Source organism: Ewingella sp. S1.OA.A_B6, from assembly GCF_049889095.1.
Classification (GTDB): domain Bacteria; phylum Pseudomonadota; class Gammaproteobacteria; order Enterobacterales; family Enterobacteriaceae; genus Ewingella.
The window spans coordinates 81,582-106,936 of record NZ_JBLJFK010000007.1; the positions used below are offsets into that span (position 1 = coordinate 81,582).

Genomic DNA, 25,355 nt, shown 5'->3' on the forward strand with positions numbered 1-25,355 from the left:
ACTATTCCCATGACCGAATTTACAACTCTTCTTCAGCAAGGCAACGCATGGTTTTTCATTCCGAGCGCCATTTTGCTTGGCGCACTTCATGGGCTGGAACCTGGGCATTCAAAAACGATGATGGCTGCGTTCATTATTGCTATCAAAGGTACTGTCCGGCAGGCTGTGATGCTTGGACTGGCGGCAACCATTTCACACACGGCAATCGTATGGCTTATTGCCTTTGGTGGAATGTATATCAGCAATAAGTTCACTGCTGAGTCTGCCGAACCCTGGCTACAGCTGGTCTCTGGTGTCGTCATTCTTGGCACTGCCTTCTGGATGTTCTGGCGTACCTGGAAAGGTGAAAAAAACTGGCTGGAGGGAATGCAGGACAACGAAGAAAATCATCACCATAATGAGACACGCCTGATCGATACAGGCCATGGTCAGGTTGAATTATCTATTTTTGAGGAAGGACAGCCTCCACACTGGCGTTTGCGCACACTAAGTGGCAGAAAATGGAAAGCCAGCGATGTTTCATTAATCACTAATCGAGAAGCAGGTAAGTTTTCACAGGTTTTTGATTTTATAGATAATGATATATGTCTGGTATCTAAATTATCGATCCCAGAGCCACATAACTTTAGTGTGCTGCTTTCATTAGGCCATCGTGGGCATGTCCATGATTACAATGCAGAGTTTCATGAGCACGATCACACCACACTGGAAGGTCTGGATGTGAACTCAAAAGAGTACCAGGACGCCCACGAACTGGCTCATGCCAATGACATTAAGCGCCGCTTTACCGGAAAAGAAGTGACAAACTGGCAGATCCTGTTGTTTGGCCTGACAGGGGGACTTATCCCTTGTCCGGCAGCAATTACAATATTGCTACTCTGCATCCAGCTTAAAGCCTTAACGCTAGGGGCAACACTGGTTGTTTGTTTCAGTATTGGGCTTGCCCTGACTCTTGTCACTGTTGGTGTTGGTGCAGCAGTGAGCGTTCGCCAGGTTGCAAAACGCTGGAGCGGCTTTAATACCTTCGCCAAAAAAGCCCCTTACTTTTCAAGTGCTGTCATTGGAATTGTAGGTATTTACATGGGTGTACATGGATATATTGGTATTATCCGCTAAAGGCCAGGTGCCGGGAGTGCAGATTTACACAAATATTTCAGACCAGTACAGTCCGTTTTACACAAAAGTGATCACTCGGTCTGCATTTACTCATGACATTGGCTGTTAACACTATTCCAGTTATCTGATGTGGTTTGGAAAATCATGGCATTCAAATTCTCGAAAATAGTTTTTGAAATGCTATTCTCAGTCACTTACCACGCTGAATGATTTTCGATAAGGATCAACACATGAAATTTGGATACGCAATTATCTACGTCGCCGATGTGCCTGCATCACTTGAATTCTTCGGGAAAGCATTTGGGCTCAAGACCCGCTTTGTTCACGAGGGGGATGACTATGGTGAACTTGATACCGGAGAAACGACGCTAGCCTTTGCCGCTCATCACCTGGGCCACACCCACCTTCCTGAAGGCTATGTGGCAGCCGATACCTCGCCTGTTCCTTTGGGTATTGAGATTGCGCTTGTCACAGAGTCTGTCGCCAAAGCGCACTCCCAGGCAGTGAGCTCCGGAGCCACAGCCATCAAAGAGCCCCTGGTCAAGCCTTGGGGTCAAACCGTCTCATATGTCCGTTGCCCTGATGGAACACTCGTTGAATTGTGTTCACCCATGGGCGTCTAAACAAAGCACGGTGGATGTTATCGTTGGACAAATTTCGGTTCCTTAACCGAATAGTCGGATGGTTTGCCCGTTGGTGCGTCAGTAACGGACAAGTCCGCCATCAACGGCATACTGGCTGCCTGTAACATAAGATGCGTCATCAGAAAGCAGGAAAAGTGCGACCGCCGCAGCCTCACTGGCAGTGCCTGCTCTTTTCAGCGGCACCTGACTGACCACAAAATCCTCAAACTGATGACGTGACTCTTCCGGCATGAAGTGACGAAAATTCGTCTCAATCGGACCAGGTACCAGCACATTCACCCTGATATTCCTTGCGGCCATAGCAGAAGCCCAACTGCGGGCCATCGCAACAACGGCGCCTTTCGTTGCGGCATAAAGGCTGGTCATTGCTGCACCTTCATAAGTAGATGATGATGAAGTGACAACAATAGATGCCCCTGAGTTGAGCAGAGGGGACAGCCTGGCAAGCTGCAGCATTGGCCCTCTGACGTTGGCGTTCATCATATTGTTAAAAGCCTCTGCAGTGACCGACTCTGGAGCGCCAACCTCAGCGTAACCGGCGTTCAGCCACAATCCGTCAATCCTGCCCCACGGCTCCAGCGCCGTGCCCAGAGCGTCGATATCTGACTCCAGAGCTGCATCATTTCTCAGCGTCAGCGAGCCAGTTGGCAACAGCTCTGCGGCAGCTGCAAGCCGGCTTGGGTTAAGACCGGTAACAACAACTCGCCCGCCCTCAGAAGCTATACGTTGCGCACCGGCAAGGCCCATACCGCTTGTTCCACCGGTAATGACAATATTTTTCCCGCTAAACCTGGCCATAATATGATTTCTCTTCCGTTTGGTGTTGCCTACATACCGTGTAAAGTCAGACGACAGAACATAAAGCATTCAGAGCAGAATTTTGATTTTGCATCGCGGTTTTTTTATTGGTTTCAAACCCGGGAATCAACCGCACCCGGCCATATCCCTTCGCACAGTATTTTTGCACAGGCCACGCTTTGCTGATGTCGCAGGGCGGCGTCTGCCGGCTCCTGCACTATCTGGTCCAGCATGCCAACAAAGCATCGGGCCAGCCATTGGGACGACATGTCATTTCTGAATAACCCGCCTTCCTGACATTGGGCAAAATTGTCACTGAGGGTGCTGATCAACATGCTTTTGGCCTGGGCGTCAAACAGCGTCTGGCCGGGCACGTCCTCCTGCGCCAGAAAATTAAGCAGTTTGCGAAAGCTCAATGCCACACGGTCCAGCACCTGATTGTCCGCCACCTGCGGGGGAATATTCAGCGTAAGGACGAGTGTCGCCAAGCGCTGATGAAAAAGCACTCCGGGGTTATCGGTTGTCATATTGAGTCCAAAGGTGAACAAATTCGTGATGACCGGGCTTTACCTGAATTTCCCGGTTTGCAGCCGCGCCATAAACAATGCCGAACCTGTGATGGAAAGTGTCAAGGTCATATAAAGGAAGTCATGCAGCAATAATGACTCATGCCACCGGAATATAATATTCGCAGGTAATACCGTTTCGCGCGGCGGCCTGTGAATATTTTTCCAGGTCATGGCTCATGCGAAACTGCAAACCAAGCGTCGGTAAAAACACCGAGTAAACGTAAAGAATGTAGTCATTCAGACGCCCAAGTTCATAAGGATAGTCAATTTTCAGGTAACGCCCTGCTGGGATCGTCAACGTGGGTTTCTGGTCATCATTATAACCAGCAATTTTTTCACGTCCGACGGTGTAGACCATATCCATCATCGAATTTTGTTCTTCGCCTGGTCCGCAGTCAGACAATCCCCAAACTTCGCCCTGCAATGACTCGGGCTCTTTCAGGTATTGATGTAATGCGTCGCGGTGAACGTGGTTTTTCGGATTAAACAGGGCCTCAATCGGATAGGTATGACGCGTGGTCTGGCCGACAAAGGCCATCTGCGGCAGCTCAACAATTTCATAATCAGGCTGAGGAAACTCATCTATCAGCAGAGGCGCGGTGATCCCACCCATGCTCCATTCGCGGTTGCGGCGAAATACGGCCGGGGTCTCAGCGAAATTCTTTTTAAACGAACGAGTGAACGTCTGCTGTGAGTCGTAGGAGTAATAAAGCGAGATATCCAGGATCGGCATATTGGTCAGGCGCAGGGCTACTGCAGCCATTGTCAGGCGGCGATCTCGGATATATTTCCCCAGCGCATAGCCCGTTTTACTCTTGAACAGCCGCTGCAGATACCACGGCGAATAGCCGGTTTTCTTCGACGCACTTTCCATGGTCAGTCGATCGTTCAGGTTCACTTCAATCCAGTACAACAGCTCTTTAATGAGCTCGTCATGAAAATCGGGTTTTTCTATTATGTTGTACAAAATGAACTCCAGACTGTCCTGATGATGAAATTAAAGTCCGCGCGGCAGCACGGTAAATCTGTCATTTGTAGCATGGCTTAATGCGCAATTGATTTTGAAAATACATTCACTACGATGACGCCCGCAATGATTAAACTCAGGCCAAGGATAGCCGGTGTATCGAGTTTCTGTCCGTAATAGACCCAGCCTATCGCCGATACCAGTACGATACCGACGCCCGACCATATTGCATATGCGATACCGGTCGGCAGAGTGCGCAGCGTCAGTGAAAGCAGGAAAATGGCCAATGCATAACCGGTAATGCACAAAATGCTTGGTAATAGGCGGGTAAAACCTTCAGAGCTTTTGAGACTGCTGGTGGCGATCACTTCCGCCACTATGGCGATACTAAGGTATAAATAGGTAGTAAACATCAGACGGTTCCTTGTGTCAAAACGGCGTCAAAAGCGGAAAAACGGCGTAATTCGATGTCAATGGCGCGGTTAAGGTTGTAAGCCAGGCGCTGTTCAGTAAGGCCAAGAGACGTCAGGCGCGACATACCATCCAGGCTGCTACTTAGTCCAATCAGCCGCCAGGCGATGTCATCCGCACACTCTCCATCTGTAAAGTCTCCGCTCTTACGACCATCGTTAATCACCTGTCTGACATGTCTGTGCCAGTCAGACAAAGAACTGGCGAAAGCCGTTCGCATTAACTCATCTTGTTCGGTTAACAACATGGCTTCGTGCCACAGGTGAATGGCACGGATGTACTCCTCATCCTTGGCATCTATCAGGTAAAGTTGAATGCGCTCAAGCGGTGTCAGGCAGGCGCTGCTGGCCGCGATCGACTGCTGAAGATTGCGCATCACCAACAGGTAAGCTTCTGCCCGCAGCGCGGCGGCACTGGAAAAATGGTGATGTACCTGCCCCGTTGCCGTATTGGCAGCACTGGCCACACGACGAACTGTGGTTGCCGCCAGACCTTCGTCCAGCGCCACGCGTGCAGCCGCTTTTAATATGGCGTTTTTACGGTCTTCTTTACACAGATAAACCATGAGTGTAACCAGCGGGAAAGGGAGTAGGCGTGCATCATGCCAAATGTTGGACTGATGTTCAAGTTTTGAGAATGTTCATTCACAAAAAATTCATTTAGCAGGAAGCGACGTCTGGCGCTCAGTGAAACGAAAACTCACGTTAGACGCGAAATAGCGCAATGCTGTCCAGAAATACCCATTTTTACATCGGTACTAACAAATGGTCCGCCAAGCCAATTATCGATAGTTTGCAAAGAATGTAACGCCTTGATTAACAGCACAGCCGTAGTTGACCTCTGGTCGGACTGATGTATAGGAAGGCAAAGAAAAGAAAAACGCAGAGAAAGCGACAGTTTGATCAGGCTTTACCTGATATCGGATAAATTGCCAGATTGGTTTTCCATTAGAGTCAACTGTTGTATGACTATCGGAGAAGCTAAGGATACCGTCCGATGTGATCCGAAATGAACTAAGTTTAACTCCCCCCTGAACTGAACCGGGTGTGGTTGTGCTAACTGTTGGCTTACATTTAGTCAGATCTATATTCATAGACACATCGGCTCCGTTGCTCAATGCGACTTTAACTTCATCAAGATTAACAAGATGTGTCGACTGGCCAGCGAATGCTGGGAATGCCAAGGCCGAAAAAATGAGTGTAACTAAGGTTGTTGTAGGCATGTTCACAGTTGAAATCTCTCGTTAGTTAATTGAGCTATATGGTTGCAAACATCAAGAACGATTCTGCCACTGCATTATCCCAGCCGTTGCCACGACGACGCATCTGGTGACAGATTATTGGCCCCCCAACCCTGTATACATAAAGCTCTTCACCATAATGATCTACAGCATCCCTACTTTACCACGTGACAGGCAGCGAGCTAACGCCACGCAGGTTTGCCCGGTGGTTACGTTTGACGCCGGACATCAGCGGCTGCATTGCCGGCAGGCGGGTCAGAAGGACATACAGCGCAGCCTCCATTTCCGCAAGCGCTAGTCGATATCCCAGGCAGTGGTGTATGCCGCCCCCGAAAGACAGACAGCGTCCTTCCTTGCGCCTGATATCCAGAGTTTCCGGTGAGGAAAATACAGCTGGGTCGTGGTTGGCTGCACCCAGGATAAGAAAAAGGTTGGTTCCCCGCTTAATATGATGTCCCATCACGTCAATGTCCTCCAGCGCCGTGCGGTATAACATCTGAACGGAGCTGTCATACCGTAGACACTCGATAACGGCTCCGGGGATCAGCGTCTCGTCCTGCCTCAGCAGCGCTAACTCTTTAGGATTGTTGTGCAGAGCCAACACGGCATTGCATATCATGTTTGATGTGGTTTCGTGCCCAGCGATAAACAGCAGTATGACGTTGGCGATAATTTCATCGTGCTGTAACCTGTCGCCCTCGTTCTCGCTTCCCAGGAAAAGTGACACCAGGTCATTGCCGGTATTTTCCTGACGGGAAATGATTAAGGCGCTGAAATAGTCGTGGAGCCTGGAGAAAGCTTCCCCGGCCTTCAGAAGGTCACTTTTTGTGATCTGTGGGTCGAAAATTTTTACCAGTGCCGATGCGGCATTGCCAAGTCCCGGGGCATCGGCCTCAGGCAAATCTAACATTCGACAGATGATCCGGACCGGTAAAGGGAACGCAAATTCCTTTGCCAGATCGCATGAGCCTCGGTCAATAAACGCGTCAACCAGAGCGTTACCCACAGTAAGGGTCATCTCTCTAAGCGGCTGAATTTCTTTTGTGCTGAAGGACTTCATGATAAGCCCCCTCAACCGGGCATGTTCAGGAGGATTCATGACGAGAAACATTCTGTTGATCCCCTGGAATACCGGCAGTTCTGCAAATTCATCGCCAAAACGCAGCCGAACGCTCTCAATGTAGTTTTTACCAGCACAACGGTCATTTAGCAGAGCTTCCACAATGGCGTGGCTGCCGCTAATCATTACATTCTCGCTGGCCCGGATAAGCGGACCCTGCTCATGGAGCTTACGGTAGAGAAGAAAGGGATTTTCAGAATACTGCGGGTCCATCAGTTCATGAAGCTGCATACTATATCCTACTGATATCAATGATTAAAAGTGCGATGACAAGTCATAGTGCAGCAAGCATATTGCTTTTGTTTGCTTCCTAAGTGTCAATAAATGTGGCTCAGATACCTTACATTTAAAATAATACCGTTTGGTTACAAAGTGCCTTCCTAAATTCCTAAAATGAAGAATTTACTGGCCAGCCCGTTATTCTGCATGTCTTCCCTGGCCCGGGAAGCGGGACCCGTTTAAGCCCTATATTCTTGAGCGGGTTGAGGCTGCCACACCCCATTGGATACCGGCCAGCGTTATGCTTAGCGAGATCCAACTTCGCGGGTATTCCGGTGGATACAGCATGCTGACGGCTTTCTTGCTTCCGCTTAAGCAACAGCCGAACGATGCCATCGTGCGTTTCGAGACGCAGCCCGGTGAGCAGATGCAGGTGGATTTTACGGTGATCAGACAGGGCCGGAACCCGCTACTGGCATTTGTCGCCACGCTGGGCTGGAGTCGGGCACTTTTGTCCGATTCTCCCCTGCCAGGATACGGCGGCATGGTGTGACGGTATTTTTAGTTACAACATACAAATAATTTAAACAATATAAACATCCGTGCTCAATATAGCTTCTGCGTACCCTTCATTTTCAATGCCTAACAGGTCATACGTAAGGTACTTGACCATAGGGCTTTACTGTGAAATTAATCGCAAAAAAAATCCCCATGAATATAAAGCGTTATTGCGTTTTTAGGGAAAAAGAGAAAACAGAAAATATGAGTGTTCTCTCTTTTAAAAATAGAACGTTAAATCGCCATCAGCTTAAAAATCCGCCTTCAACACCACACGATAATTCGCTTTCCCAGCTCGCACATGATCTAAAGCTTCATTGACTTTTGACATTGGGAAGAATTCTACTTTTGGCGAAATATCAGCGCGTGAAGCCAACCGCAGCAGAGAACGAAGCTGGCCAGGTGAACCCGTAGACGAACCTGCAATCGATTTATCACCAACGATTAAATCAAATGCGCTGACCTGAATCGGCTTCATTACTGCACCGACTGTATGAAATTTACCTTTAGGAGCCAGTGCGGTGAAATAAGGTTTCCAATCGAGATCAACTGCAACAGTACTTAGGATAAGGTCAAAACGACCTGCTTGACGGTTCAACGCATCAGGATCACGACTATTTATGACTTCATCAGCACCCATATCAAGAATCGATTGCTTCTTGTCAGGTGTAGAACTGAATGCAACAACTTCCGCCCCCATTGCCCGCAAAATTTTAATCGCAATGTGGCCCAATCCGCCGATGCCAATAACACCAACGCGACTTGTTGCAGTAATATTGCTCATTAGCAGCGGCTTAAAGACCGTAATGCCGCCGCAAAGAAGCGGACCGGCTTCTGAAGGGTCCAATTTTTCAGGTAAAGGAATGACCCATTGCCAGTCAGCCCGCAACTTCTCGGCGAAGCCACCATTATTCACAATGGTAGGAACCGTTCCGCTTTCGCAATTAACTTGCTCACCATTAATGCAGGCATCGCAGTGTTGACAGCTTTTGGCGGTCCAGCCGATGCCCACACGCTGGCCAATGGATAAACCTTTGTTCTTAGCCGACGCCCCTAATGACGAAACGCGCCCGATAACTTCGTGACCAGCAATAACAGGATAGGTTGACATGCCCCACTCATTGTCAATCATCGATAAGTCAGAATGGCAAACACCACAGTATTCGACCTCAACTTCGACCTCATCTGCATTTAAATCAGCGGCATCATATTCATACATCTCGAGAGCCTGACCGGCTTTCATTGCAGCATAGCTTTTAATTTTCATCTTTAACTCCAGATTTGGTTTGGCAATCAATTTGCATCGGCAACACCGAAATTATTATCCACTTGATAAGGATAGGTGTTACCGGAAATGTAGTAGATTCTAAACGAATTAGTAGACTTATGAAAACAGGTAAACATTAAGGAAATTTAAGCATTAAATGCTATTATTCGACTATAAGTTTATTCTTATATTTATTTTTATAAATTTTCATAATGTTGAAATTCTTGTGGATTTATATTTCATAAATAAATATTAAGAATTGAACGTATTGATAACATCGATGTTCAAGATGATCTTTCCTACCAACAAAAACCGCGATGTCACTCATTGCACGACTCAATGTGAGGTCAATTTGCATACCCAATCAAAACGCCTGCATCTTCGTCCGGTTATTTCATCTGACACAGCCGCGCTTTTCAGTATTTACGGTGATCCGGCGACAAATATGTTTAACCCTGCGGGACCTTATCCCGACATTCACCATGCGCGAACCGTTCTGACCCGCTGGATCAGCCACTGGGAACACCAAGGTTTCGGGACGTGGGCTATAGCGCTACAAGATAATCCGGGGACAATCATCGGATTCGGCGGCCTGAGTATTAGCCGTTATGCCAACACCGATATCAATAACCTGGGGTATCGCTTTGCCACTGAGGCATGGGGAAAAGGACTCGCGACAGAGTTTTCCCAACACGCAGTAAGGTATGGTTTTGATGAGCTAAAACTCAGTGAGATCTCCGCGGTAGTAAGAGGAAACCATCTGGCTTCGCAGAAAGTTCTCCAAAAGACCGGACTACGTTATATCCAGGAAATACATGATGTGAAGGATGCACCGCCCAGCCTGTTATTTACTCTAACACGCGATGAGTGGCGCAAAAAGCAGGCTGAGTAAACGACTAAAGAAGAGTCTCAGCCTCAAAATAACTACCGCAGAATGGGCTAGTCGTTTAGATAAACGGGAACATGATCTCCCGTTTACCTAAACCTCAGCGCTGTGCAATCTGTCACAAGACCGTGGTTAGCTTCTAAGTCCGGCGTTTGATTTCCGCCATAGTGTCAACGAGGCGATGCTTGTCTGCGTCACTTAAATGCGGCGCTGTCAACTCGCTCAAAATAGCCAACTTGTCTGCCTCACTCATCCTGCCCACTAATAATCTCTGACTGATCGAATGAAGTATTACGTTATCTTGGCTTGAAATAATCGTTCTCACCTCTTCAAGGCTTCTTGCATGCCAGTCCTTTGGCGGCTGGGATAACCAGTCTGCGAGATAACGATATTGAACCGCTTTCGCAACATCCATCTGAGCCTGGATAAAGGGCACCACCGACTGAGGATCAAGGCCCGCAGCCATCGCATCTTCTTTAGCCAGAGAAATCACTTTTTGCTCCCGGTCGAGGTTTTCTACCGGTAAATGATGCTCCGCTTTGTAACCGGCAACATCCTTCATCACTGCCAGGCGCTGGTTCATAGCCGAGGAAAATGACGGAACCGAAACGGCAACGACCGAGTTGGCGAAAACAGATTCAACCATAAATAATGATGATAAAAACAACACGATATAACGCATTGGATTTGCTCCTTGGGGACGTTTTAACAAAAAATTAGGATACAAATGAAATAATACCGGAGTATTACAATATACATAAAATATTTGTTATTTGAGCCTTTTAGGAGAAAACGACGTTCTTACGTTGTTTTGAAGCTATCGGGTGTGCTGTTGGTGCGCTGCTGGCAGGGTTGCGCTTATCTGAAAGACAGAAAACTCAATCGAAGCATTATGGTTACCGAGTAATGTCGAAAATTCGTCCGATTTTTCGACTCGGCCAATAGGCGTATAGCGATATGATGAGTCAAACATCGAGTAGAACAGAACCAATGTTTTCGAACCGTACAACATAAGATCTCCGTCGTGGATAGTGCCTGGCCTGATTTCGTTTATTGGCAATGCACGAGGCAATTCAGCATGCTTTTCGTTGCCATTTAATTCAGACATATACAGCGTCAGGGGTAACTGTTTCACGAATGCTTTGGCCGTGGGGCTATCGTATAGCGCAAGTCTAAAATTTTTCCCGTTGATTTTCATTTGAATTTGCATAGCATGATCAGATATATATTGTGGATTATTGACCTGCGAACCAGCGTGACTGGCAAAAGATAAAACCATGACAGAGCCGATAATCATTATCTTTGCCACGGTCTTACACAAAATTTTCAATGTAACGTTCATAGCGGAATTCCTATCTCAGATTTACGGGCATTCTGAAATAAAAGCCGCTCCCTGGGAGCGGCTAAATATACGATATTGGCGTTTATTTACTTTAAATTTTCTTTAAAGAACGATGTCAACTTAGCAAATGGGATCAAATCGGTACGGTCATAAAGGTCAACGTGACCGGCACCGGGAACGATGTACAGTTCTTTCGGTTGGCCAGCCCGTTTGTAAGCGTCTTCACTGAACTCTTTTGAGTGTGCCTGGTCGCCAGTGATAAACAACATAGGGCGCGGCGAAATCGTTTCAATGTCGTTAAACGGATAGAAATTCATGAACTTCACGTTGCTGGTCAGCGTCGGATACGTCGTCAGCGTCGCTGCAGAACCCTTGGGCGTAAATTCGCCACGCGGGGTACGGTAGAAATCGTAAAACTCTTTCGCAATCGGTGGAGAGGTTTCGTCGATCGTTTGCGGAGTACCACTGGTATATTTAATTTCGCCGCCGGCGAATTCGGCATAACGCTGTTCCGCTGCTTCCGCAAGGATTTGCTTACGCTGTTCCAACGTTAAAGAATGGTTGAGTGCATTACGATTTGCAGACCCCATGTCATACATGCTGACTGTCGCAATCGCCTTCATGCGTGGGTCAATTTTAGCTGCACTGATGACGAAGCTACCGCTTCCGCAGATCCCCAGAACGCCGATACGATTTTTGTCTACAAACGGACGTGTACCGAGGTAATCCACCGCAGCACTAAAACTCTCCGCATAGATATCTGGCGCCACCGCGTTACGTGGCTGCCCTTCACTCTCACCCCAGAAAGAGATATCAATCGCCAGCGCCACAAACCCCTGCTCAGCCATTTTCTGCGCATACAGATTTGAACTTTGCTCTTTTACTGCCCCCATTGGATGACCGACTATAATTGCTGGGTTTTTTACATTTTGATTCAAGTTGTTAGGAATAAAGAGGTTCCCGGTAACCTTCATCTGATATTGATTCTTAAAGGTCACCTTTTGCTGAGTGACTTTACCGCTTTTATAAAAGTTATCTGCACCGTTAGACATGTCAGCTCCTGTTGCGGCGAACGAGCTGATTAACAGCCCTAACAACATGGTTAAAACTCTCATGGAAATATCCTCAATTGAAAATCGTATTGGGAAGGCACTAGCTCGCCCGGTTAATAAAATGATTCGCCTTCCACTGGTGTTTATAGCGAATGGCAATTTCTCATCAACCTGACCCCTGAGCAGCTCAGAGGGCCAGATTGTTTTCCATACGGGAAGTCATCAATGCCAGACAGGAAGCCAGAAAAAGCAGCACGCCGCTGATGGCAAAAGTGCTCTGCCAACCCATGTGGTCAAAAGCAAGTCCGCCTACGGTAGACCCCAATGCAATGGCGAGTTGTACCACTGCGACCATCAAACCGCCGCCGGCTTCAGCATCATCAGGAAGCGTTCTCGCAACCCAGGACCACCATCCAACCGGGGCAGCCGTGGCAACCAATCCCCAAAGGCTAAGTAATGGTACGATGGCCCAAAGACTATGACCGAATGCCATCAGCATCATGGTGATCAATGCCATCACCAGTGGAATGATGATAAGCGTGAGATAAAAACGCATTCTCAGAAACCTGCCGATAACCAATGTCCCGACAAAACCGGATATGCCTATCGTCAGCAAAAGGAGTGACAGCGTGGATATGTTGACTCTGGTGACCGTTTCAAGGAATGGGCGTACATAAGTAAAGAGGGCAAACTGTCCCATGAAGAAGAGTCCGCAAGCCATCATGCCTATCACGATGAGTCGATTTTTGAGCAGGTGTAAGGCATTCCCAGTGGGTTTTCCGCTGTTATCTACGGTCATTGAAGGCAGACTGATCCATTGCCAGATAAATGCCACCATAGCGACAGGTACAAGACAAAAGAAAGCGCCACGCCAACCCACAAGAGAGCCCAGATAACTGCCCAACGGAGCCGCAATCACCGTCGCCAGGGCATTGCCGCCGTTAAAGATCGTCAGGGCGCGAGGGATCCGATTCTGCGGGACCAACCGGATAGCGACAGCTGCCGACATTGACCAGAATCCACCAATAGCGACGCCAATGAGCGCGCGACCGAACATATACGTCAGGTAATTGGGCGCTAAAGCGATCACCGCACCTGAAACCGCCATCAGAATTGTCATTCCTAAAAGCAACACTTTTCTGTTCAGTTTCCCGGCCAGTCTGGAGATCAACAGGCTAGTTAACACGGCTAATGCACCCGATATCGCGATCCCCTGCCCGGCCATCCCCTCGCTGATCCCCAGATCCTGAGAAATCGGTGATAACAAGCTCACTGGCATAAACTCCGACGCCACCAGTGCAAACACACACATCGTTATTGCCCACACACCGTTCCAGTGCGATTCGGGGGAATTTTTTGCCTTTGCAGTCATCACTTTATTACCTTTTTCATTACGTACTGATAGCGTTGAATAAGCTCGGGTTTGTACTTATTCACAACAACAAAGACCGATATAACAGACAGTTAATGGGGTATCGCAAACGGGTGATAAATTTAGTCTCCAACACCATTGCTTGATGAAAATTTTACACGCGGGGTATATTCTGACTAGCTAATGAATACTTAATGCCTTTATAAGCCAAGCTTATAAATTAAATTGAAGAAGGCTCAATGAAACGTAATCTCAACGACCTTATGGCGTTTGTCACCGTAGCGCGTGAAGGCAGCTTCACACGCGCCGCTGCGAAATTAGGCGTCACACAACCAGCGCTTAGCCAAACGATCACGGGTCTGGAAAACCGCATGGACATACGGCTATTGACGCGCACAACGCGGAATGTATCGCCAACGGCGGCGGGAGAGAGGCTATTACAGGCGATTGGTACCCGCTTTGATGAGATTGAAGCAGAGCTGGACATGTTGACAGAGATGCGTGATAAACCCGCAGGGTTGGTACGTATCACCTGCGGCCCGCATGTTCTGAAAACGATTCTATTACCTAGATTGTCCCGGCTGCTGCGAGAATATCCTGATATTAGACTGGAGTTTGACGCCAACCACGGTTTTCGCAATATCGTCGCCGATAGGTTTGATGCTGGCGTGCGTCTGGGCGATACCATCGATAAAGATATGATTGCTATGCCAATTAGTCCGCAGTTGCGAATGGCAGCTGTCGCATCACCGCAGTATTTCAATACTCATCCTGTACCGCAGACGCCACATGACTTGCTGCATCACAACTGCATCAATATGCGCCAGACGACGTCTGGAGGACTTTACGTTTGGGAGTTCGACAATGAACAAGGGCCGGTGAACGTACGGGTCAACGGGCAACTGACTTTTAATACTTCGGCGCACATGGTAGACGCAGCGTTAACCGGGCTTGGCATTGCATTTTTACCGGAAGAAGAGTTTGAGACACATATTGGAGAAGGACGTCTGATACGGGTACTGGAATCGTGGTGCTCCCCATTTCCGGGATATTACCTTTATTACCCCAGCAGAAAACAGCACTCCCCGGCATTCTCATTAGTTATGGAAGCCCTGAAGCAGGTAAGCCGTTAAGAATCATCATCAGAAGGCTGCCATTGCCTAACGGCATACTATCGGTTCACTTTAGCATTTCATCTCTGCCTCATGAAGTTACTCTTCAGGCGTTCATAATCCGGGATAAAACAGCCTGATGGATGCTGCGGGGCGTAGCCCACATAAAGATAGCGGTTAACTTGTTGGCAAAACCCGCCACCACGCTCATACGACCAGCGTCCAATGCACGAATACCGGCACGTACCACAGGAGGAGCCTGCATCATGGTCATCCGCATTAACGGCGTAACTTTCTGCTGCGCTACGCTTGCAAAGCCCGTATCGCTCAACCCCGGACACAGCGTTGTCACCGTAACATTATCTCGTTTGAATTCACGGTGTAATGCTTCGCCAAAGCGAAGTACGAAGGCCTTGGCAGCTGAATACACCGCGAAATGCTCAACGCCCTGAAAGGCTAAGATGCTCGCGACTTGTAAGATCTGTCCGCGCTTACGCTTTCTCATATCTTCGCCAAAAAGGCGTGTCATGACCGTGAGACTGGTGATATCCAACTGGATCATCGAGAGAATGGAGTCTACCTGGTTATCAAGAAAAGGCCCCTGCAGACCATGTCCCGCATTGTTGATCAGCACATCTACCGCCACGCCTTGCGCAGTGAGACGTTGGTGGAGTTCTGTCACCGCCTCGATGTTCGATAGATCAACCTGTTCAACCAGAACCTCGATTTTGTATTCCTGTCGCAGAGTTTTGGCTAACGCTTCTAACTTATCCAGTCGACGTGCAACTAACACCAGACGATGGCCGCGTTGTGCATACTGCCTGGCGAACTCTTCGCCGAAGCCGCTGGATGCACCCGTTATGAGCACGGTAGAATTTGTAATGGTCATAAGTTGTTCTCTGAATAATGGGATTTATGTTTGAAAATGCAGCAACGCCAGCGTCTAAAGCAGCAATGCTGTTCACTCAGCACAAGGACAGCTAAAAAACGACGAGTGGTGAATTTTTAGTTTCCATATATAAATGAGAAATAATAATGATGGTCATAATCTAAAGTGTCAACACTTTTGATTGCCACTATAATCTAAAACCATTTGAAGCTTTGATTATGACCGACATCAATGTAAGATTGATCCCTTATATTCTTGCTGGACGAAAAAGGATAGTGCATGAAAGTAACCAAAGCGCAGGCTCAGGAGAACCGGGCACACATCGTTGAAACCGCCGCTACTTTATTCCGGGAGCGCGGTTATGATGGTGTCGGGGTCGCGGAGTTGATGAACACCGCTGGCTTCACCCATGGCGGGTTCTACAAACACTTCCGGTCTAAAGCCGATTTGATGTCAGAAGCGGCAGCGAACGGAATTTCTCAGAGTGTGTTGAATAACGGCGGGCTAGACTTGGTCGAGTTCGTCAAATATTACTTGTCCCGGGAACACCGTGACGCTCTGAGCCAAGGCTGTACGCTGGCAGCCCTCTGCGGAGACGCAGCGCGTCAATCAGAGAACATCAAGGCGACTTTTGAGGAAGGAATTGAACATAGCCTTGCCGCTTTTAAGCAAGGTGGCGAAACAGAAGGGGAACTCACTCAAAACGGATCGCGTGCAGCGATGATCGATACGTTTGCTCATATGCTTGGTGCATTAGTGTTGTCACGCGCTTGCCCGGATGACTCGACATTAGCCGATGAAATTTTGGAAGTGTGCCGCACTCAGATTTTATCCAGGCTAGTCATTGCTTAGAATGCGTCCTGACAGACATAAGAGACGCGTTAATCGTTACAGACTTGATAAACGTCTCTGAATCCATTAGGAACTCAATTTCTTTCACTTTTCTTTAAGTGACGACTTTTCCGTGTGAGTCCGCACCTGAAAACGCTTAAGCCGCAGCGCGTTGCCGAGTACGAAGACGCTGGAGAGCGCCATCGCGGCAGCGGCAAAGATCGGCGAAAGCAAGGTGCCGTTCAGTGGGTAAAGCGCGCCTGCCGCGACCGGTATAAGCAAGGCGTTGTAGGCAAAAGCCCAGAACAAATTTTGCTTAATATTGCGAATTGTTGCCTGGCTGAGCGCGATGGCATTCGACACACCCAGTAAGTCTCCAGACATGAGTACCACATCCGCCGCCTCGATCGCTACATCGGTTCCCGTACCGATGGCAAGCCCCACATCGGCTTCGGCCAACGCGGGGGCGTCGTTGATACCATCACCCACGAAAGCGACTCGCGCGCCATTGACCCGGAATTTCTTCAACGCGGCAACCTTGCCGTCGGGCATCACCTCGGCTGCGACGTCATCAATGCAGAGTTGCATGGCGATCGCTGACGCGGTCGCCGCATTGTCTCCGGTGATCATCGCAACTTTAAGTCCGAGCGCATGCAGCGCCCTGATAGCCTCGGGCGTGGTTTCCTTGATCGGATCGGCGACCGCGATCACTGCCGCCAGACGGCCATCAATCGCGGCATAGAGCGGGCTTTTACCCTGCTCGCCAAGCCGCACTGCAATCGGCAGGAAGCTCGCGACGTCCAGGCCCAGCTTCGCCATGAAACGGTCTGCGCCGACGGCAATAGTACGTCCTGCTACCTTGCCCAGCACGCCAAAACCTGGCGTTGCGTCAAAGTCTTCAATGGGCGCAAGCCGGATGTCCCGATGCCTCGCGGCTGCGACGATCGCTTCGGCGATAGGATGCTCAGACCGGCTCTCGACCGCCGCAACCAGCGCGAGGACGTCATCGTATTCGAAGCCCTCTGCAAGCACGAGGTCGGTCAACTCGGGACGTCCTTTGGTCAACGTACCGGTCTTATCGAGCGCAATCACGCTCACATCACGCAGAGCCTGCAAGGCTTCACCCTTGCGAAAGAGAATACCGAACTCGGCCGCGCGGCCCGTACCGACCATGATTGAGGTCGGCGTGGCCAACCCCATGGCGCACGGACAGGCAATAATGAGCACCGCGACCGCATTCACCAGCGCCAAGGTCAGCGCCGGGGACGGACCAAAAATCAGCCAGGTCAGAAAGGTCAACATGGCCGCAACCATCACCGCCGGGACAAACCACATGGTCACCTTATCAACCAGCGTCTGGATCGGCAGTTTGGAGCCCTGCGCTTGCTCGACCAAATGGATGATCTGCGCAAGCACCGTATTAGCACCGACCTTGGTAACGCAGAAACTGAACGCGCCCGTCTTATTGATCGTCCCACCGACGACCGCAGCGCCCTCTCCCTTCGACACCGGCACTGGCTCGCCGGTGATCATGCTTTCGTCCACATAAGACGCTCCCTCAACCACCACGCCATCGACTGGGATTTTTTCGCCCGGTCGGACAAGCACAATGTCACCGGCTGTCACCTGATCAAGCGGAATATCAACCGTCTCGCCGTTGCGCTCAACGCAGGCAGTCTTGGGCTGCAGCCCGACCAGCCGCTTAATTGCCTGCGAAGTTCGCCCTTTGGCGCGCGCTTCCAATGCGCGTCCGAGCAGGATCAATGTGACGATAACGGCAGCGGCTTCGAAATAGACGTTAGCGGTGCCGTGCGGGAGCACGCCAGGGACGAAAGTGGCGACAAGTGAATAGCCGTAAGCGGCCGCCGTGCCGACTGAAACCAGCGAGTTCATATCAGGAGCACCGCGCAGTAATGCCGGTACACCTTTGCGGAAAAAGCGAAGACCCGGCCCAAACAGCACAAGGGTGGTGAGCACGAACTGGATATACCAGTTGGTTTGCTGACCCAATGCTCCCATCACCCAATGGTGCACAGCGGGGATCAGATGGGAACCCATCTCAAGGATGAAAACGGGTAAAGTGAAGATGGCGGCAACCAGTAATGAGCGCCGCAGCGCCCGTGAGTCACTTTCACGACGTTCGGTGTCTTTATCGTCCGCATTGGCGGTTTCGGCCGACAAACGGCGGGACGGGTAACCGGCCTGTTTGACCGCATTTTCCAGATCGGCCGTGGAGACAACGCCGGCGAGATGACGCACACGTGCGCGCTCGGTCGCCAGATTGACATTGGCCTCGAGCACGCCTGGGATCTGTGCAAGCGCTTTCTCAACCCGACCCACACAGGATGCACAGCTCATGTCTTCGATCGCGAGCTCGGTGGTCTCTTCGCTGACGACATAGCCAGCGCCTTCAATAGCGCGGACAACCGACAGCGGATCGGCCCGGCCGCTGAAGGTAACATCAGCGCGTTCGGTGGCGAGATTAACCGCAGCCGACTGCACACCGGGGACCGCTTTCAACGCGCGCTCAACCCGGCCAACGCATGATGCACAGCTCATGCCTTCGACCGGCAGACTCAGACGAGTCATTAAGGATGTGGATGGATTGAAACCTGGATGGAGAGCCATTGCCCTACCCTTGAAGAGTTATATTGGAGAGAAGTTTAAACCTTCCTCCCAGGGGAAGGTCAACAAGATGATGAGTGTGGCAGGCGTGCTGACCGACACGTCTGCCATGCCGTTGCTTAGCGTTTACGCCACACCGTTACCTGCGCCACGGTATGCTGATATTTGCGTGCCGTTTCGCGGATCACAAAAGGCACATCCACCGGAGGCTGGACTTCGGTAAAATCAGCGGCCAGCAGGCGTTGCAGTGCCTGATGCGTAGTAAGCGCTTCGCCATTTTCTCGCACACCACCAATCCAGTTCTCTTTCGGCGTGAACTCTTCCAGCCAGGTATAAGGCGATGAAAGTATCAACAAACCGCCGGAGCGGAGCATCGATGCAACATCCTGCAAGAAGCGCTTCGGTTGGCGCAGGCGATCGATGAGGTTCGACGCCAGCACGAGATCGTACGGGTCTTTCTGCGGTTTCAGGTTACAGGCATCGCCCTGCATGAAGCGCACTTTTTCCGCATGCTCGGCACTGAGCCCAACATCCGACAACCGCGCCTGGCAATACTCCATCAGATCGCCCTCTTCTGGCATCAGATAACGCAAAGCCTCGCCGCTGGCCAGCGATAGAGCCACGTCGATAAAGCGCGCGGAATAATCCATGCCGGTTACCTGATCAAACAAGCGGGCCAGTTCAAAGCTGGCGCGGCCGGTAGCACAGCCAATATCCAGGGCGCGATGACGTTTATCGCACAGTTTTTCAGCGATATCCACCAGGGCGCGAGCATAGTTATCCACGCCGAAATAGCTTTTCCCGTATTGAAAATCAAGGTATTGCGATACCAGCGTGTCAGTTTCATACGGGTTTACGACTCGTTTTTCCTGATGCGTCGACACGACATAGCGAAAACCCGCATGCTGGAAAAAGTGACGGCGGAAAGCATAGCGGGCGGAGCGGAGCGCTTCGTTACCGGTTGAGATCCAGCTACCCCCTTTGATGATCGAATGTTTGCCATCAAAGGTCGGCGTCGAGAAATCGTCATAGAGTGGATGGACGCGGAAGCCGTCAAAGCCGCTGATCGGCGTAGTCGTCCACTGCCAGACATTACCTACAACGTCGTAAAAATCACCCTGAGGGAACTGGTCTACGGGACAAGAAGAGGCCCACCATGCCAGATTGATATTGCCGGGCGCCTGCTGCCAGTCCGGCTGATCGCCCTCTACCTGCTCACGCAACAGATACCACTCTGCTTCGGTGGGCAGTTGGATCGATTTACCGGTTTCATCAGCTTTCCAGCGGCAAAATGCAGCCGCTTCCAGCTGATTAACTTCAGCAGGCCAGTCCCACGGCATTGGAATTTCCCCGGCCATAAGACGCAGTTTGAGATCCTCCGGTTGCGCCGCAGAACCGACCCAGAATGTCGGCATGGCGGCATTGGCAAAATCGCGCCAGCCCTGACCCTCTCCATCCCACCATTGTGTATTCTGATAACCACCGGCCTGCACAAACTCGAAAAACTCCGCATTGCTGACCAACATCTTGCTGGCTTTAAAGGGTTTCACATCGCTGTGCGCTGTGCCGTATTCGTTGTCCCAGCCGTAGGTAGCATCTGTTTTCCCCAACGTTAACTGCCCGCCCGGCATGTTAATCAGCGAGTTTTGCGGCACCGTAGTGCGGTCTTCACGAACATGCGTGCAAGCTGGCCAGTGCGCCTGGGGTTTTACCCATTCCACCGGCAACTGGCGGATCAGCACGCTGGACGTCTCAAGGTGAATACGTTCGTGCTCAATGCCCATCAAGATCACCCATGCCGGGCTTTCCCAGCTGAGCGGCAATTCTAAAGGCATATTTTCGATGAAATTGGCTAAAACAGTGCGCACTTTGCCGCGATAATCACGTAACTGCGCGACGCTTGGCCAACTGTATTCGCTGTTATCCAGGTCATCCCAGCTCATTTCATCCACGCCAATCGCCAGCATTGCCTCAATACCGTCATCAACACGTTGAGAAATCAAACCTGCTGCCATCAGCTTATTGATGTAAAAAGTGGCGGTATGACCGAAGTAGAAAATCAGCGGATGACGCAGGGAAATGGCTTTATTAAAGTAAGCGCGTTCATCTTCCAGGCAGTTGAACAAGCTTTCGTACAGGTCCCAGGTCTGGTTAAAGTACTCAAGAATTTCATGACGTTTTTCGGCAGCACTATTGCCGTTCAGACGTAATGTTTGCGTCGGCTCAGGTAACCCGGTTGTGGTTATTTTTGGGGGATTCATGGATATTTCCTTTGTTAACTGACGAAGCAAATGAACTGCAAAGTGTAGCATTTATTCATTTAATCACGCTTTCATGAGAAATTCTGACACAATTTAATCGCTATAATTACCGATTAATCGAGCATAAACAGCAGGGAACGTTCAGAAAGTTGCAAGGGTTCACCCTCAAAGCGATGGCGCAAAGAGTGATAGGACCCAGCGGAAATAATACGTTCGATATCAGTGGACATTGCATCCAGCGCTTGCTTCATTTGCGGCAGATAATCATGAGTGTCATACACCCGGTCGATCCCTTCCAGCGAATGGTTCATGATTTTACGCGCAACATCGTTGGCAATACTGAGTGATGCTAGTTTTGAACGAGCAGTACGACGCAGATCCCTGGTGGTGAACGGCTCGATACCTGGCCCTCTTTCAGCACGGACCACGCGCCGCAGCGCCTGAGTGATGGCACCACGCGACAGCGGTTTTTGCCCGTCAGCCGGAGATGGCACCAGCCAGGGACTGTCGGTGGGGCTGGCTTTAAGCAGCGCTTGGATGCAGCGGATCATCAAGGGTGTCAGCGGCAAACTGTGGTCGCGCCGCGATTTATTTCGCAGCCCCTGCCGCCATACGCCAATGCGTAAGTGAAACTCATCTTTGCGTGCGCGCACAACTTCATCAGGGCGTCGTGCCGTGAGCAAACAGAGCCGCAGCGCCCAGCGGCACTGCTCTGAAATACACCATAAATCAAGACTATGCCAGAAAATCCAGATTTCCGCATCGGTCAGAGAACGCTCGCGCGGGGGCGTATTTCGCCCGCCGACATCGCGGCGTTTCATCGAGCCGATCGGCGAATGTTCCAGGTATCCCTGGATTTCTGCCCAGCTTAGAAACTGTTTACACAAAGCAAAAACACGTTTGGCTTCGGCGATTTTCCCTTCTGCCAGCAGCACGTTAAAGAGACGGTTGAGCCGAAGGCGGCTGACTTTATTAAGCGGTAACTGACCGATCGCTGGCAGGACGTGATTGAGTAACGAGGAAACCGCGATTTCAGGCCGCCGGCGGGTGATCATCAGCGACAGTTTTATCCACACCTTCATGGCCTGCTCGACGGTAGCGTTGACTTCCTCGTCGACGTTATCCAGCTCTGCCAACGACGCATTTTTGATCTGCGAAAGAAAATGGATCACATGGCGGCCAACCTGCTCGGCGGCGATATCGGGTTCAGTCACATCAGCATTCATTCTGGCGATTTCAACAGGCTAAAGTCCGGGCCGTAGTTATAACAACTCGGCGGATCAGACGCAAAAGCTTTGTGACTCCAGACCTATTAAGTCTGGAGTCACAAAGCGAGCGGAGAGTGAAAAATAGCAGAGCTACGCCTGCCATTTTAGCCAATACATTCAGGGGGTGAAAATGGCGTTAATGGGTGAATTAAGTCGTTTGAGTGAGAATAAATATAGCGTATCGTTCCATAAAATAGCGTATTCAGAGGTTCGCTCAATGACGTTGCACTGGTGGTTAACTTATCTTCTTACCACAATTATTCTCAGCCTTTCTCCCGGTGCAGGTGCAATAAACACCATGAGTACGGGGATCAGCCACGGCTATCGCGGTGCAGTCTTCTCGATTGCCGGTCAGCAAATCGGCCTGGCTTGCCATATTGTTGTGGTCGGCATTGGGTTGGGAACCTTGGTTTCTCAGTCCGTACTGGCATTTGAAGCCCTTAAATGGCTAGGTGCGGCTTACCTGATCTGGTTAGGCATTGGGCAATGGCGTGCCGCCGGGGCAGTAGACTTAAACGCGATGGCCAAAATACTGTCGCCAAATCGACTGTTTAAACGTGCGGTTGTTGTGAATCTCACCAATCCGAAAAGCATTGTTTTTCTGGCAGCATTATTCCCACAATTTATTTTGCCGGAAGCTCCGCAAACCGGGCAATACGTTGTCCTTGGCCTGACAACCATCGTGGTTGATATCATTGTCATGGGCGGTTACGCAATGCTCGCCACGCATATTTCCGGCTGGATAAAGTCTGCAAAACAGATGAAATTACTCAACCGTATTTTCGGCTCACTCTTCATTCTGGTCGCGGTACTGCTGGCGAGCGCCAGAAAAGCGTAATATAGATTTCTGCCGTGGCGCAGTGCGTGCGTGCGTGCGTGCGTGCGTTCAGCATAGCTGCGCCAGTGCGGAGAAACCTTATGGCGGAAGGAAATAGTCGTGATTATAAACATATGCTGATGTCGAGCTTACACCCCTGCACGTCTTGCGTAGTACCAGGTTTCAAACACATCCGACACTAAGGGCCTTGAGTAAACATACCCCTGCACCTCATCGCAACCTAACGAGCGTAATATTTCCACCGTCAGATCATCTTCAACCCCTTCAGCCAGCACCTCATAGTCAAGCTGCTTAAGGAGCTTGATAACATTACGGACAATGATCAGGCTGCCTTTATCGGTAGAAATATTTAAGATAATGGAGCGGTCAAGCTTAATAATATCCATCGGGATTTTACGTAAATAATTGATATTGCTGTATCCTGAACCAAAATCGTCCAGCGATATCTTAAATCCACGCAGCTTGAGCATCTCCAATCCGTAGAGGGCCGAAGGACTTTCAAGCATCTTTTCTGTTTCTAAGCACTCAACCCCCAACAAGCCAGGAGCAAGTCCGGCGCTGAGCATTTTTTGTTCAAGTACGTCGGCAAAATCGGCCCGGGAAAAATCACTGGCCGACAGATTGATGGAAACAGGCAGAGAGAGGCCTTTGTCGCGCCAGAGGCACAGCTGTTTAATAGACGTATTAATGACCCAATCCGTCAATTCTCTCATCAGGCCGGTCCTTTCGACCAAGGGGATGAAGAGTCCGGGCAGTACATCGCCCATTTGCGGGTGTCGCCACCTCAGCAGCGCCTCAACGCCGGTCACTTGGTCGGTAATCAGAGAAACCTTCGGCTGGTACACCAGGTAAAGTCCCTCTTCTCCATGAAGCGCTTTTTTCAGGTCAGTCAGGAGGCTGAAATCATTCTTTTTCTGACTATCAACCTGCGCATCATACGTCATAAATCTGTTGCCCTGACTTATCCCTTCATGAAGTGCGCTCACCGCGCGGCGCAGGATCTCACCGGGTGTCAATGCTTGACTGCAGAGGCCTGAGTCGCCGATATGGATATTCAAATCCAGAGGGATTTGCGGGTTCATTCTGGCCTGGATCCCCTGCAGTCTTGCCACGATATGTTCTGATGTGATGTTTTCACTGGCAGATGTCAGGAAGGCAAACCGCCCAACGGCGACGGCATAAAGTAGCCCCGGCAGATGCAATACGCGCTGAAGTTGTACCACCATGTCCCGTAGCAAACCCTCAACGGCCATCATCCCAAGTGAGCGGGCCATTTCATAGGCAAAGGGCATGTCAATACAATCAATAATAGTCAGCTTGAAAGGGCCCTCATGCAATGAGGCAATATCTTTTAGCAAGCGTTGCCGATTAGGTAACAAGGTGACAATATCGATATGACCGACGGCATGCCAGGCGGCTAAAAACTCAGAAACAATCAGGGCCATTTTTTCAAAAATATCGACCTGCTCATCAGAGAGCGTATGCGGTTGGCTACTCAGGATACACAGCGTACCAATGACAATGCCCTCTCTGGTTTTAATAGGGCATCCGCCATAGAAACGGATAAATGGCGCATGCTTCACCAACTTAAAGTCTTTAAAAACAGCATGCTGTAATGTGTCAGGGCAAATAAGCGTCTTGCCTGAATTGACCGTATGTACGCAGAAAGCGTCACTCAGACTCGTTTCTTTGATTGAAATATTCTGCGCGGATTTTATATATTGCTTTTCATCATCCAAAACGGAGACAAAACAAATAGGCACTTTCAGTAGCATGCAAGTCAGGCGGGTGTAGTGCTTCAACGCTTCGTCCCGCTCCTCATCATGGTTTTTCAGAGCATAGAACGCAGCCTGTTTTTTAACTTCATCACGATTCAGATCCGTTAACATAGCAATACCCCGTCCAGCGCA

At 50.0% G+C, this 25,355-nt stretch carries 23 protein-coding genes and 1 pseudogene; 7 read left to right on the top strand and 17 right to left on the bottom strand.

The genetic code is table 11. The annotated features are described in order from the left end of the window. Positions 1-9: 9 nt before the first annotated feature. Complete coding sequence (locus ACMV8I_RS14585) at positions 10-1,116, top strand: nickel/cobalt efflux protein RcnA (protein ID WP_498865930.1); 1,107 nt, start codon at positions 10-12, stop codon at positions 1,114-1,116. A gap of 230 nt (positions 1,117-1,346) precedes the next feature. Then, positions 1,347-1,739, top strand: a complete 393-nt coding sequence (locus ACMV8I_RS14590; RefSeq protein WP_498865931.1) for a VOC family protein — start codon at positions 1,347-1,349, stop codon at positions 1,737-1,739. Between the two features lie 78 nt (positions 1,740-1,817). Here ACMV8I_RS14590 and ACMV8I_RS14595 read toward each other — a convergent pair whose 3' ends face one another. From ACMV8I_RS14595 to ACMV8I_RS14625, 7 genes are all read right to left on the bottom strand, one after another. Beyond that, positions 1,818-2,558 (bottom strand): SDR family oxidoreductase, encoded by a 741-nt coding sequence (locus ACMV8I_RS14595; protein WP_498865932.1) that lies wholly within the window; start codon positions 2,556-2,558, stop codon positions 1,818-1,820. 113 nt (positions 2,559-2,671) lie between these two features. Next, entirely contained in the window at positions 2,672-3,085 is a 414-nt protein-coding gene (locus tag ACMV8I_RS14600; RefSeq protein WP_498865933.1) for a hypothetical protein, read from the bottom strand. Positions 3,086-3,224: 139 nt separating this feature from the next. Next, positions 3,225-4,094 (bottom strand): helix-turn-helix domain-containing protein, encoded by an 870-nt coding sequence (locus ACMV8I_RS14605; RefSeq protein WP_498865934.1) that lies wholly within the window; start codon positions 4,092-4,094, stop codon positions 3,225-3,227. Between the two features lie 77 nt (positions 4,095-4,171). Continuing rightward, positions 4,172-4,507, bottom strand: a complete 336-nt coding sequence (locus tag ACMV8I_RS14610; RefSeq protein WP_498865935.1) for an SMR family transporter — start codon at positions 4,505-4,507, stop codon at positions 4,172-4,174. Continuing rightward, positions 4,507-5,130, bottom strand: a complete 624-nt coding sequence (locus ACMV8I_RS14615; protein ID WP_498865936.1) for a TetR family transcriptional regulator — start codon at positions 5,128-5,130, stop codon at positions 4,507-4,509. The genes ACMV8I_RS14610 and ACMV8I_RS14615 overlap by 1 nt, the downstream gene beginning before the upstream one ends. 216 nt (positions 5,131-5,346) lie before the next feature. After that, on the bottom strand, positions 5,347-5,787 hold the full coding sequence (locus ACMV8I_RS14620) for a VirK family protein (RefSeq protein WP_498865997.1): 441 nt from the start codon (positions 5,785-5,787) through the stop codon (positions 5,347-5,349). 178 nt (positions 5,788-5,965) lie between these two features. After that, complete coding sequence (locus ACMV8I_RS14625) at positions 5,966-7,156, bottom strand: cytochrome P450 (RefSeq protein ID WP_498865937.1); 1,191 nt, start codon at positions 7,154-7,156, stop codon at positions 5,966-5,968. A gap of 184 nt (positions 7,157-7,340) precedes the next feature. On the opposite strand from ACMV8I_RS14625, the pseudogene ACMV8I_RS14630 reads away from it, so the two are divergent. After that, positions 7,341-7,652, top strand: a pseudogene (locus tag ACMV8I_RS14630) (IS21 family transposase); the annotation flags it as partial. 300 nt (positions 7,653-7,952) lie between these two features. On the opposite strand, the gene ahr reads toward ACMV8I_RS14630, so the two are convergent. Further along, complete coding sequence (gene ahr, locus ACMV8I_RS14635) at positions 7,953-8,969, bottom strand: NADPH-dependent aldehyde reductase Ahr (protein WP_498865938.1); 1,017 nt, start codon at positions 8,967-8,969, stop codon at positions 7,953-7,955. A 352-nt stretch (positions 8,970-9,321) separates the two neighbouring features. Here ahr and ACMV8I_RS14640 point away from each other — a divergent pair, with 352 nt between their 5' ends. After that, positions 9,322-9,861: a GNAT family N-acetyltransferase gene (locus ACMV8I_RS14640; protein ID WP_498865998.1), complete on the top strand. Its 540-nt coding sequence runs from the start codon at positions 9,322-9,324 to the stop codon at positions 9,859-9,861. 133 nt (positions 9,862-9,994) lie between these two features. Here ACMV8I_RS14640 and ACMV8I_RS14645 read toward each other — a convergent pair whose 3' ends face one another. From ACMV8I_RS14645 to ACMV8I_RS14660, 4 genes are all read right to left on the bottom strand, one after another. Further along, positions 9,995-10,537: a chorismate mutase gene (locus ACMV8I_RS14645; RefSeq protein WP_498865939.1), complete on the bottom strand. Its 543-nt coding sequence runs from the start codon at positions 10,535-10,537 to the stop codon at positions 9,995-9,997. Between the two features lie 135 nt (positions 10,538-10,672). Beyond that, complete coding sequence (locus ACMV8I_RS14650) at positions 10,673-11,197, bottom strand: cyclophilin-like fold protein (RefSeq protein WP_498865940.1); 525 nt, start codon at positions 11,195-11,197, stop codon at positions 10,673-10,675. An 86-nt stretch (positions 11,198-11,283) separates the two neighbouring features. Beyond that, positions 11,284-12,312: an alpha/beta hydrolase gene (locus ACMV8I_RS14655; RefSeq protein ID WP_498865941.1), complete on the bottom strand. Its 1,029-nt coding sequence runs from the start codon at positions 12,310-12,312 to the stop codon at positions 11,284-11,286. Positions 12,313-12,436: 124 nt separating this feature from the next. Next, complete coding sequence (locus tag ACMV8I_RS14660; protein ID WP_498865942.1) at positions 12,437-13,621, bottom strand: MFS transporter; 1,185 nt, start codon at positions 13,619-13,621, stop codon at positions 12,437-12,439. Between the two features lie 239 nt (positions 13,622-13,860). Here ACMV8I_RS14660 and ACMV8I_RS14665 point away from each other — a divergent pair, with 239 nt between their 5' ends. Further along, entirely contained in the window at positions 13,861-14,754 is an 894-nt protein-coding gene (locus ACMV8I_RS14665; RefSeq protein WP_498865943.1) for a LysR family transcriptional regulator, read from the top strand. An 85-nt stretch (positions 14,755-14,839) separates the two neighbouring features. On the opposite strand, the gene ACMV8I_RS14670 is transcribed toward ACMV8I_RS14665, so the two are convergent. Beyond that, entirely contained in the window at positions 14,840-15,622 is a 783-nt protein-coding gene (locus tag ACMV8I_RS14670; protein ID WP_498865944.1) for an SDR family NAD(P)-dependent oxidoreductase, read from the bottom strand. 279 nt (positions 15,623-15,901) lie between these two features. Here ACMV8I_RS14670 and ACMV8I_RS14675 point away from each other — a divergent pair, with 279 nt between their 5' ends. Further along, positions 15,902-16,474, top strand: a complete 573-nt coding sequence (locus ACMV8I_RS14675; RefSeq protein WP_498865945.1) for a TetR/AcrR family transcriptional regulator — start codon at positions 15,902-15,904, stop codon at positions 16,472-16,474. Positions 16,475-16,558: 84 nt separating this feature from the next. Here ACMV8I_RS14675 and ACMV8I_RS14680 read toward each other — a convergent pair whose 3' ends face one another. From ACMV8I_RS14680 to ACMV8I_RS14690, 3 genes are all read right to left on the bottom strand, one after another. Continuing rightward, entirely contained in the window at positions 16,559-19,081 is a 2,523-nt protein-coding gene (locus ACMV8I_RS14680) for a heavy metal translocating P-type ATPase (protein WP_498865946.1), read from the bottom strand. 116 nt (positions 19,082-19,197) lie between these two features. Beyond that, entirely contained in the window at positions 19,198-21,339 is a 2,142-nt protein-coding gene (gene ovoA / locus ACMV8I_RS14685; protein ID WP_498865947.1) for a 5-histidylcysteine sulfoxide synthase, read from the bottom strand. Between the two features lie 113 nt (positions 21,340-21,452). Next, positions 21,453-22,565: a tyrosine-type recombinase/integrase gene (locus tag ACMV8I_RS14690; protein ID WP_498865948.1), complete on the bottom strand. Its 1,113-nt coding sequence runs from the start codon at positions 22,563-22,565 to the stop codon at positions 21,453-21,455. Between the two features lie 259 nt (positions 22,566-22,824). Here ACMV8I_RS14690 and rhtB point away from each other — a divergent pair, with 259 nt between their 5' ends. Then, positions 22,825-23,445 carry a homoserine/homoserine lactone efflux protein gene (rhtB, locus tag ACMV8I_RS14695; RefSeq protein WP_498865949.1) on the top strand — a complete coding sequence of 207 codons (621 nt, stop codon included), beginning with the start codon at positions 22,825-22,827 and terminating at the stop codon, positions 23,443-23,445. A 128-nt stretch (positions 23,446-23,573) separates the two neighbouring features. Here rhtB and ACMV8I_RS14700 read toward each other — a convergent pair whose 3' ends face one another. Continuing rightward, a complete protein-coding gene (locus ACMV8I_RS14700; RefSeq protein ID WP_498865950.1) occupies positions 23,574-25,334 on the bottom strand; it encodes a sensor domain-containing diguanylate cyclase in 1,761 nt (586 codons plus the stop codon). Between the last annotated feature and the right edge of the window lie 21 nt (positions 25,335-25,355).

What these genes read in the sequence shown, in the direction of transcription:
- ACMV8I_RS14585 (WP_498865930.1), top strand. Translation starts at nt 10, where the DNA reads ATGACCGAATTTACAACTCTTCTTCAGCAAGGCAACGCATGGTTTTTC.
- ACMV8I_RS14590 (WP_498865931.1), top strand. Translation starts at nt 1,347, where the DNA reads ATGAAATTTGGATACGCAATTATCTACGTCGCCGATGTGCCTGCATCA.
- ACMV8I_RS14595 (WP_498865932.1), bottom strand. Translation starts at nt 2,558, where the DNA reads ATGGCCAGGTTTAGCGGGAAAAATATTGTCATTACCGGTGGAACAAGC.
- ACMV8I_RS14600 (WP_498865933.1), bottom strand. Translation starts at nt 3,085, where the DNA reads ATGACAACCGATAACCCCGGAGTGCTTTTTCATCAGCGCTTGGCGACA.
- ACMV8I_RS14610 (WP_498865935.1), bottom strand. Translation starts at nt 4,507, where the DNA reads ATGTTTACTACCTATTTATACCTTAGTATCGCCATAGTGGCGGAAGTG.
- ACMV8I_RS14615 (WP_498865936.1), bottom strand. Translation starts at nt 5,130, where the DNA reads ATGGTTTATCTGTGTAAAGAAGACCGTAAAAACGCCATATTAAAAGCG.
- ACMV8I_RS14620 (WP_498865997.1), bottom strand. Translation starts at nt 5,787, where the DNA reads ATGCCTACAACAACCTTAGTTACACTCATTTTTTCGGCCTTGGCATTC.
- ACMV8I_RS14625 (WP_498865937.1), bottom strand. Translation starts at nt 7,156, where the DNA reads ATGCAGCTTCATGAACTGATGGACCCGCAGTATTCTGAAAATCCCTTT.
- ahr (WP_498865938.1), bottom strand. Translation starts at nt 8,969, where the DNA reads ATGAAAATTAAAAGCTATGCTGCAATGAAAGCCGGTCAGGCTCTCGAG.
- ACMV8I_RS14645 (WP_498865939.1), bottom strand. Translation starts at nt 10,537, where the DNA reads ATGCGTTATATCGTGTTGTTTTTATCATCATTATTTATGGTTGAATCT.
- ACMV8I_RS14650 (WP_498865940.1), bottom strand. Translation starts at nt 11,197, where the DNA reads ATGAACGTTACATTGAAAATTTTGTGTAAGACCGTGGCAAAGATAATG.
- ACMV8I_RS14655 (WP_498865941.1), bottom strand. Translation starts at nt 12,312, where the DNA reads ATGAGAGTTTTAACCATGTTGTTAGGGCTGTTAATCAGCTCGTTCGCC.
- ACMV8I_RS14660 (WP_498865942.1), bottom strand. Translation starts at nt 13,621, where the DNA reads ATGACTGCAAAGGCAAAAAATTCCCCCGAATCGCACTGGAACGGTGTG.
- ACMV8I_RS14665 (WP_498865943.1), top strand. Translation starts at nt 13,861, where the DNA reads ATGAAACGTAATCTCAACGACCTTATGGCGTTTGTCACCGTAGCGCGT.
- ACMV8I_RS14670 (WP_498865944.1), bottom strand. Translation starts at nt 15,622, where the DNA reads ATGACCATTACAAATTCTACCGTGCTCATAACGGGTGCATCCAGCGGC.
- ACMV8I_RS14675 (WP_498865945.1), top strand. Translation starts at nt 15,902, where the DNA reads ATGAAAGTAACCAAAGCGCAGGCTCAGGAGAACCGGGCACACATCGTT.
- ACMV8I_RS14680 (WP_498865946.1), bottom strand. Translation starts at nt 19,081, where the DNA reads ATGGCTCTCCATCCAGGTTTCAATCCATCCACATCCTTAATGACTCGT.
- ovoA (WP_498865947.1), bottom strand. Translation starts at nt 21,339, where the DNA reads ATGAATCCCCCAAAAATAACCACAACCGGGTTACCTGAGCCGACGCAA.
- ACMV8I_RS14690 (WP_498865948.1), bottom strand. Translation starts at nt 22,565, where the DNA reads ATGAATGCTGATGTGACTGAACCCGATATCGCCGCCGAGCAGGTTGGC.
- rhtB (WP_498865949.1), top strand. Translation starts at nt 22,825, where the DNA reads ATGACGTTGCACTGGTGGTTAACTTATCTTCTTACCACAATTATTCTC.
- ACMV8I_RS14700 (WP_498865950.1), bottom strand. Translation starts at nt 25,334, where the DNA reads ATGTTAACGGATCTGAATCGTGATGAAGTTAAAAAACAGGCTGCGTTC.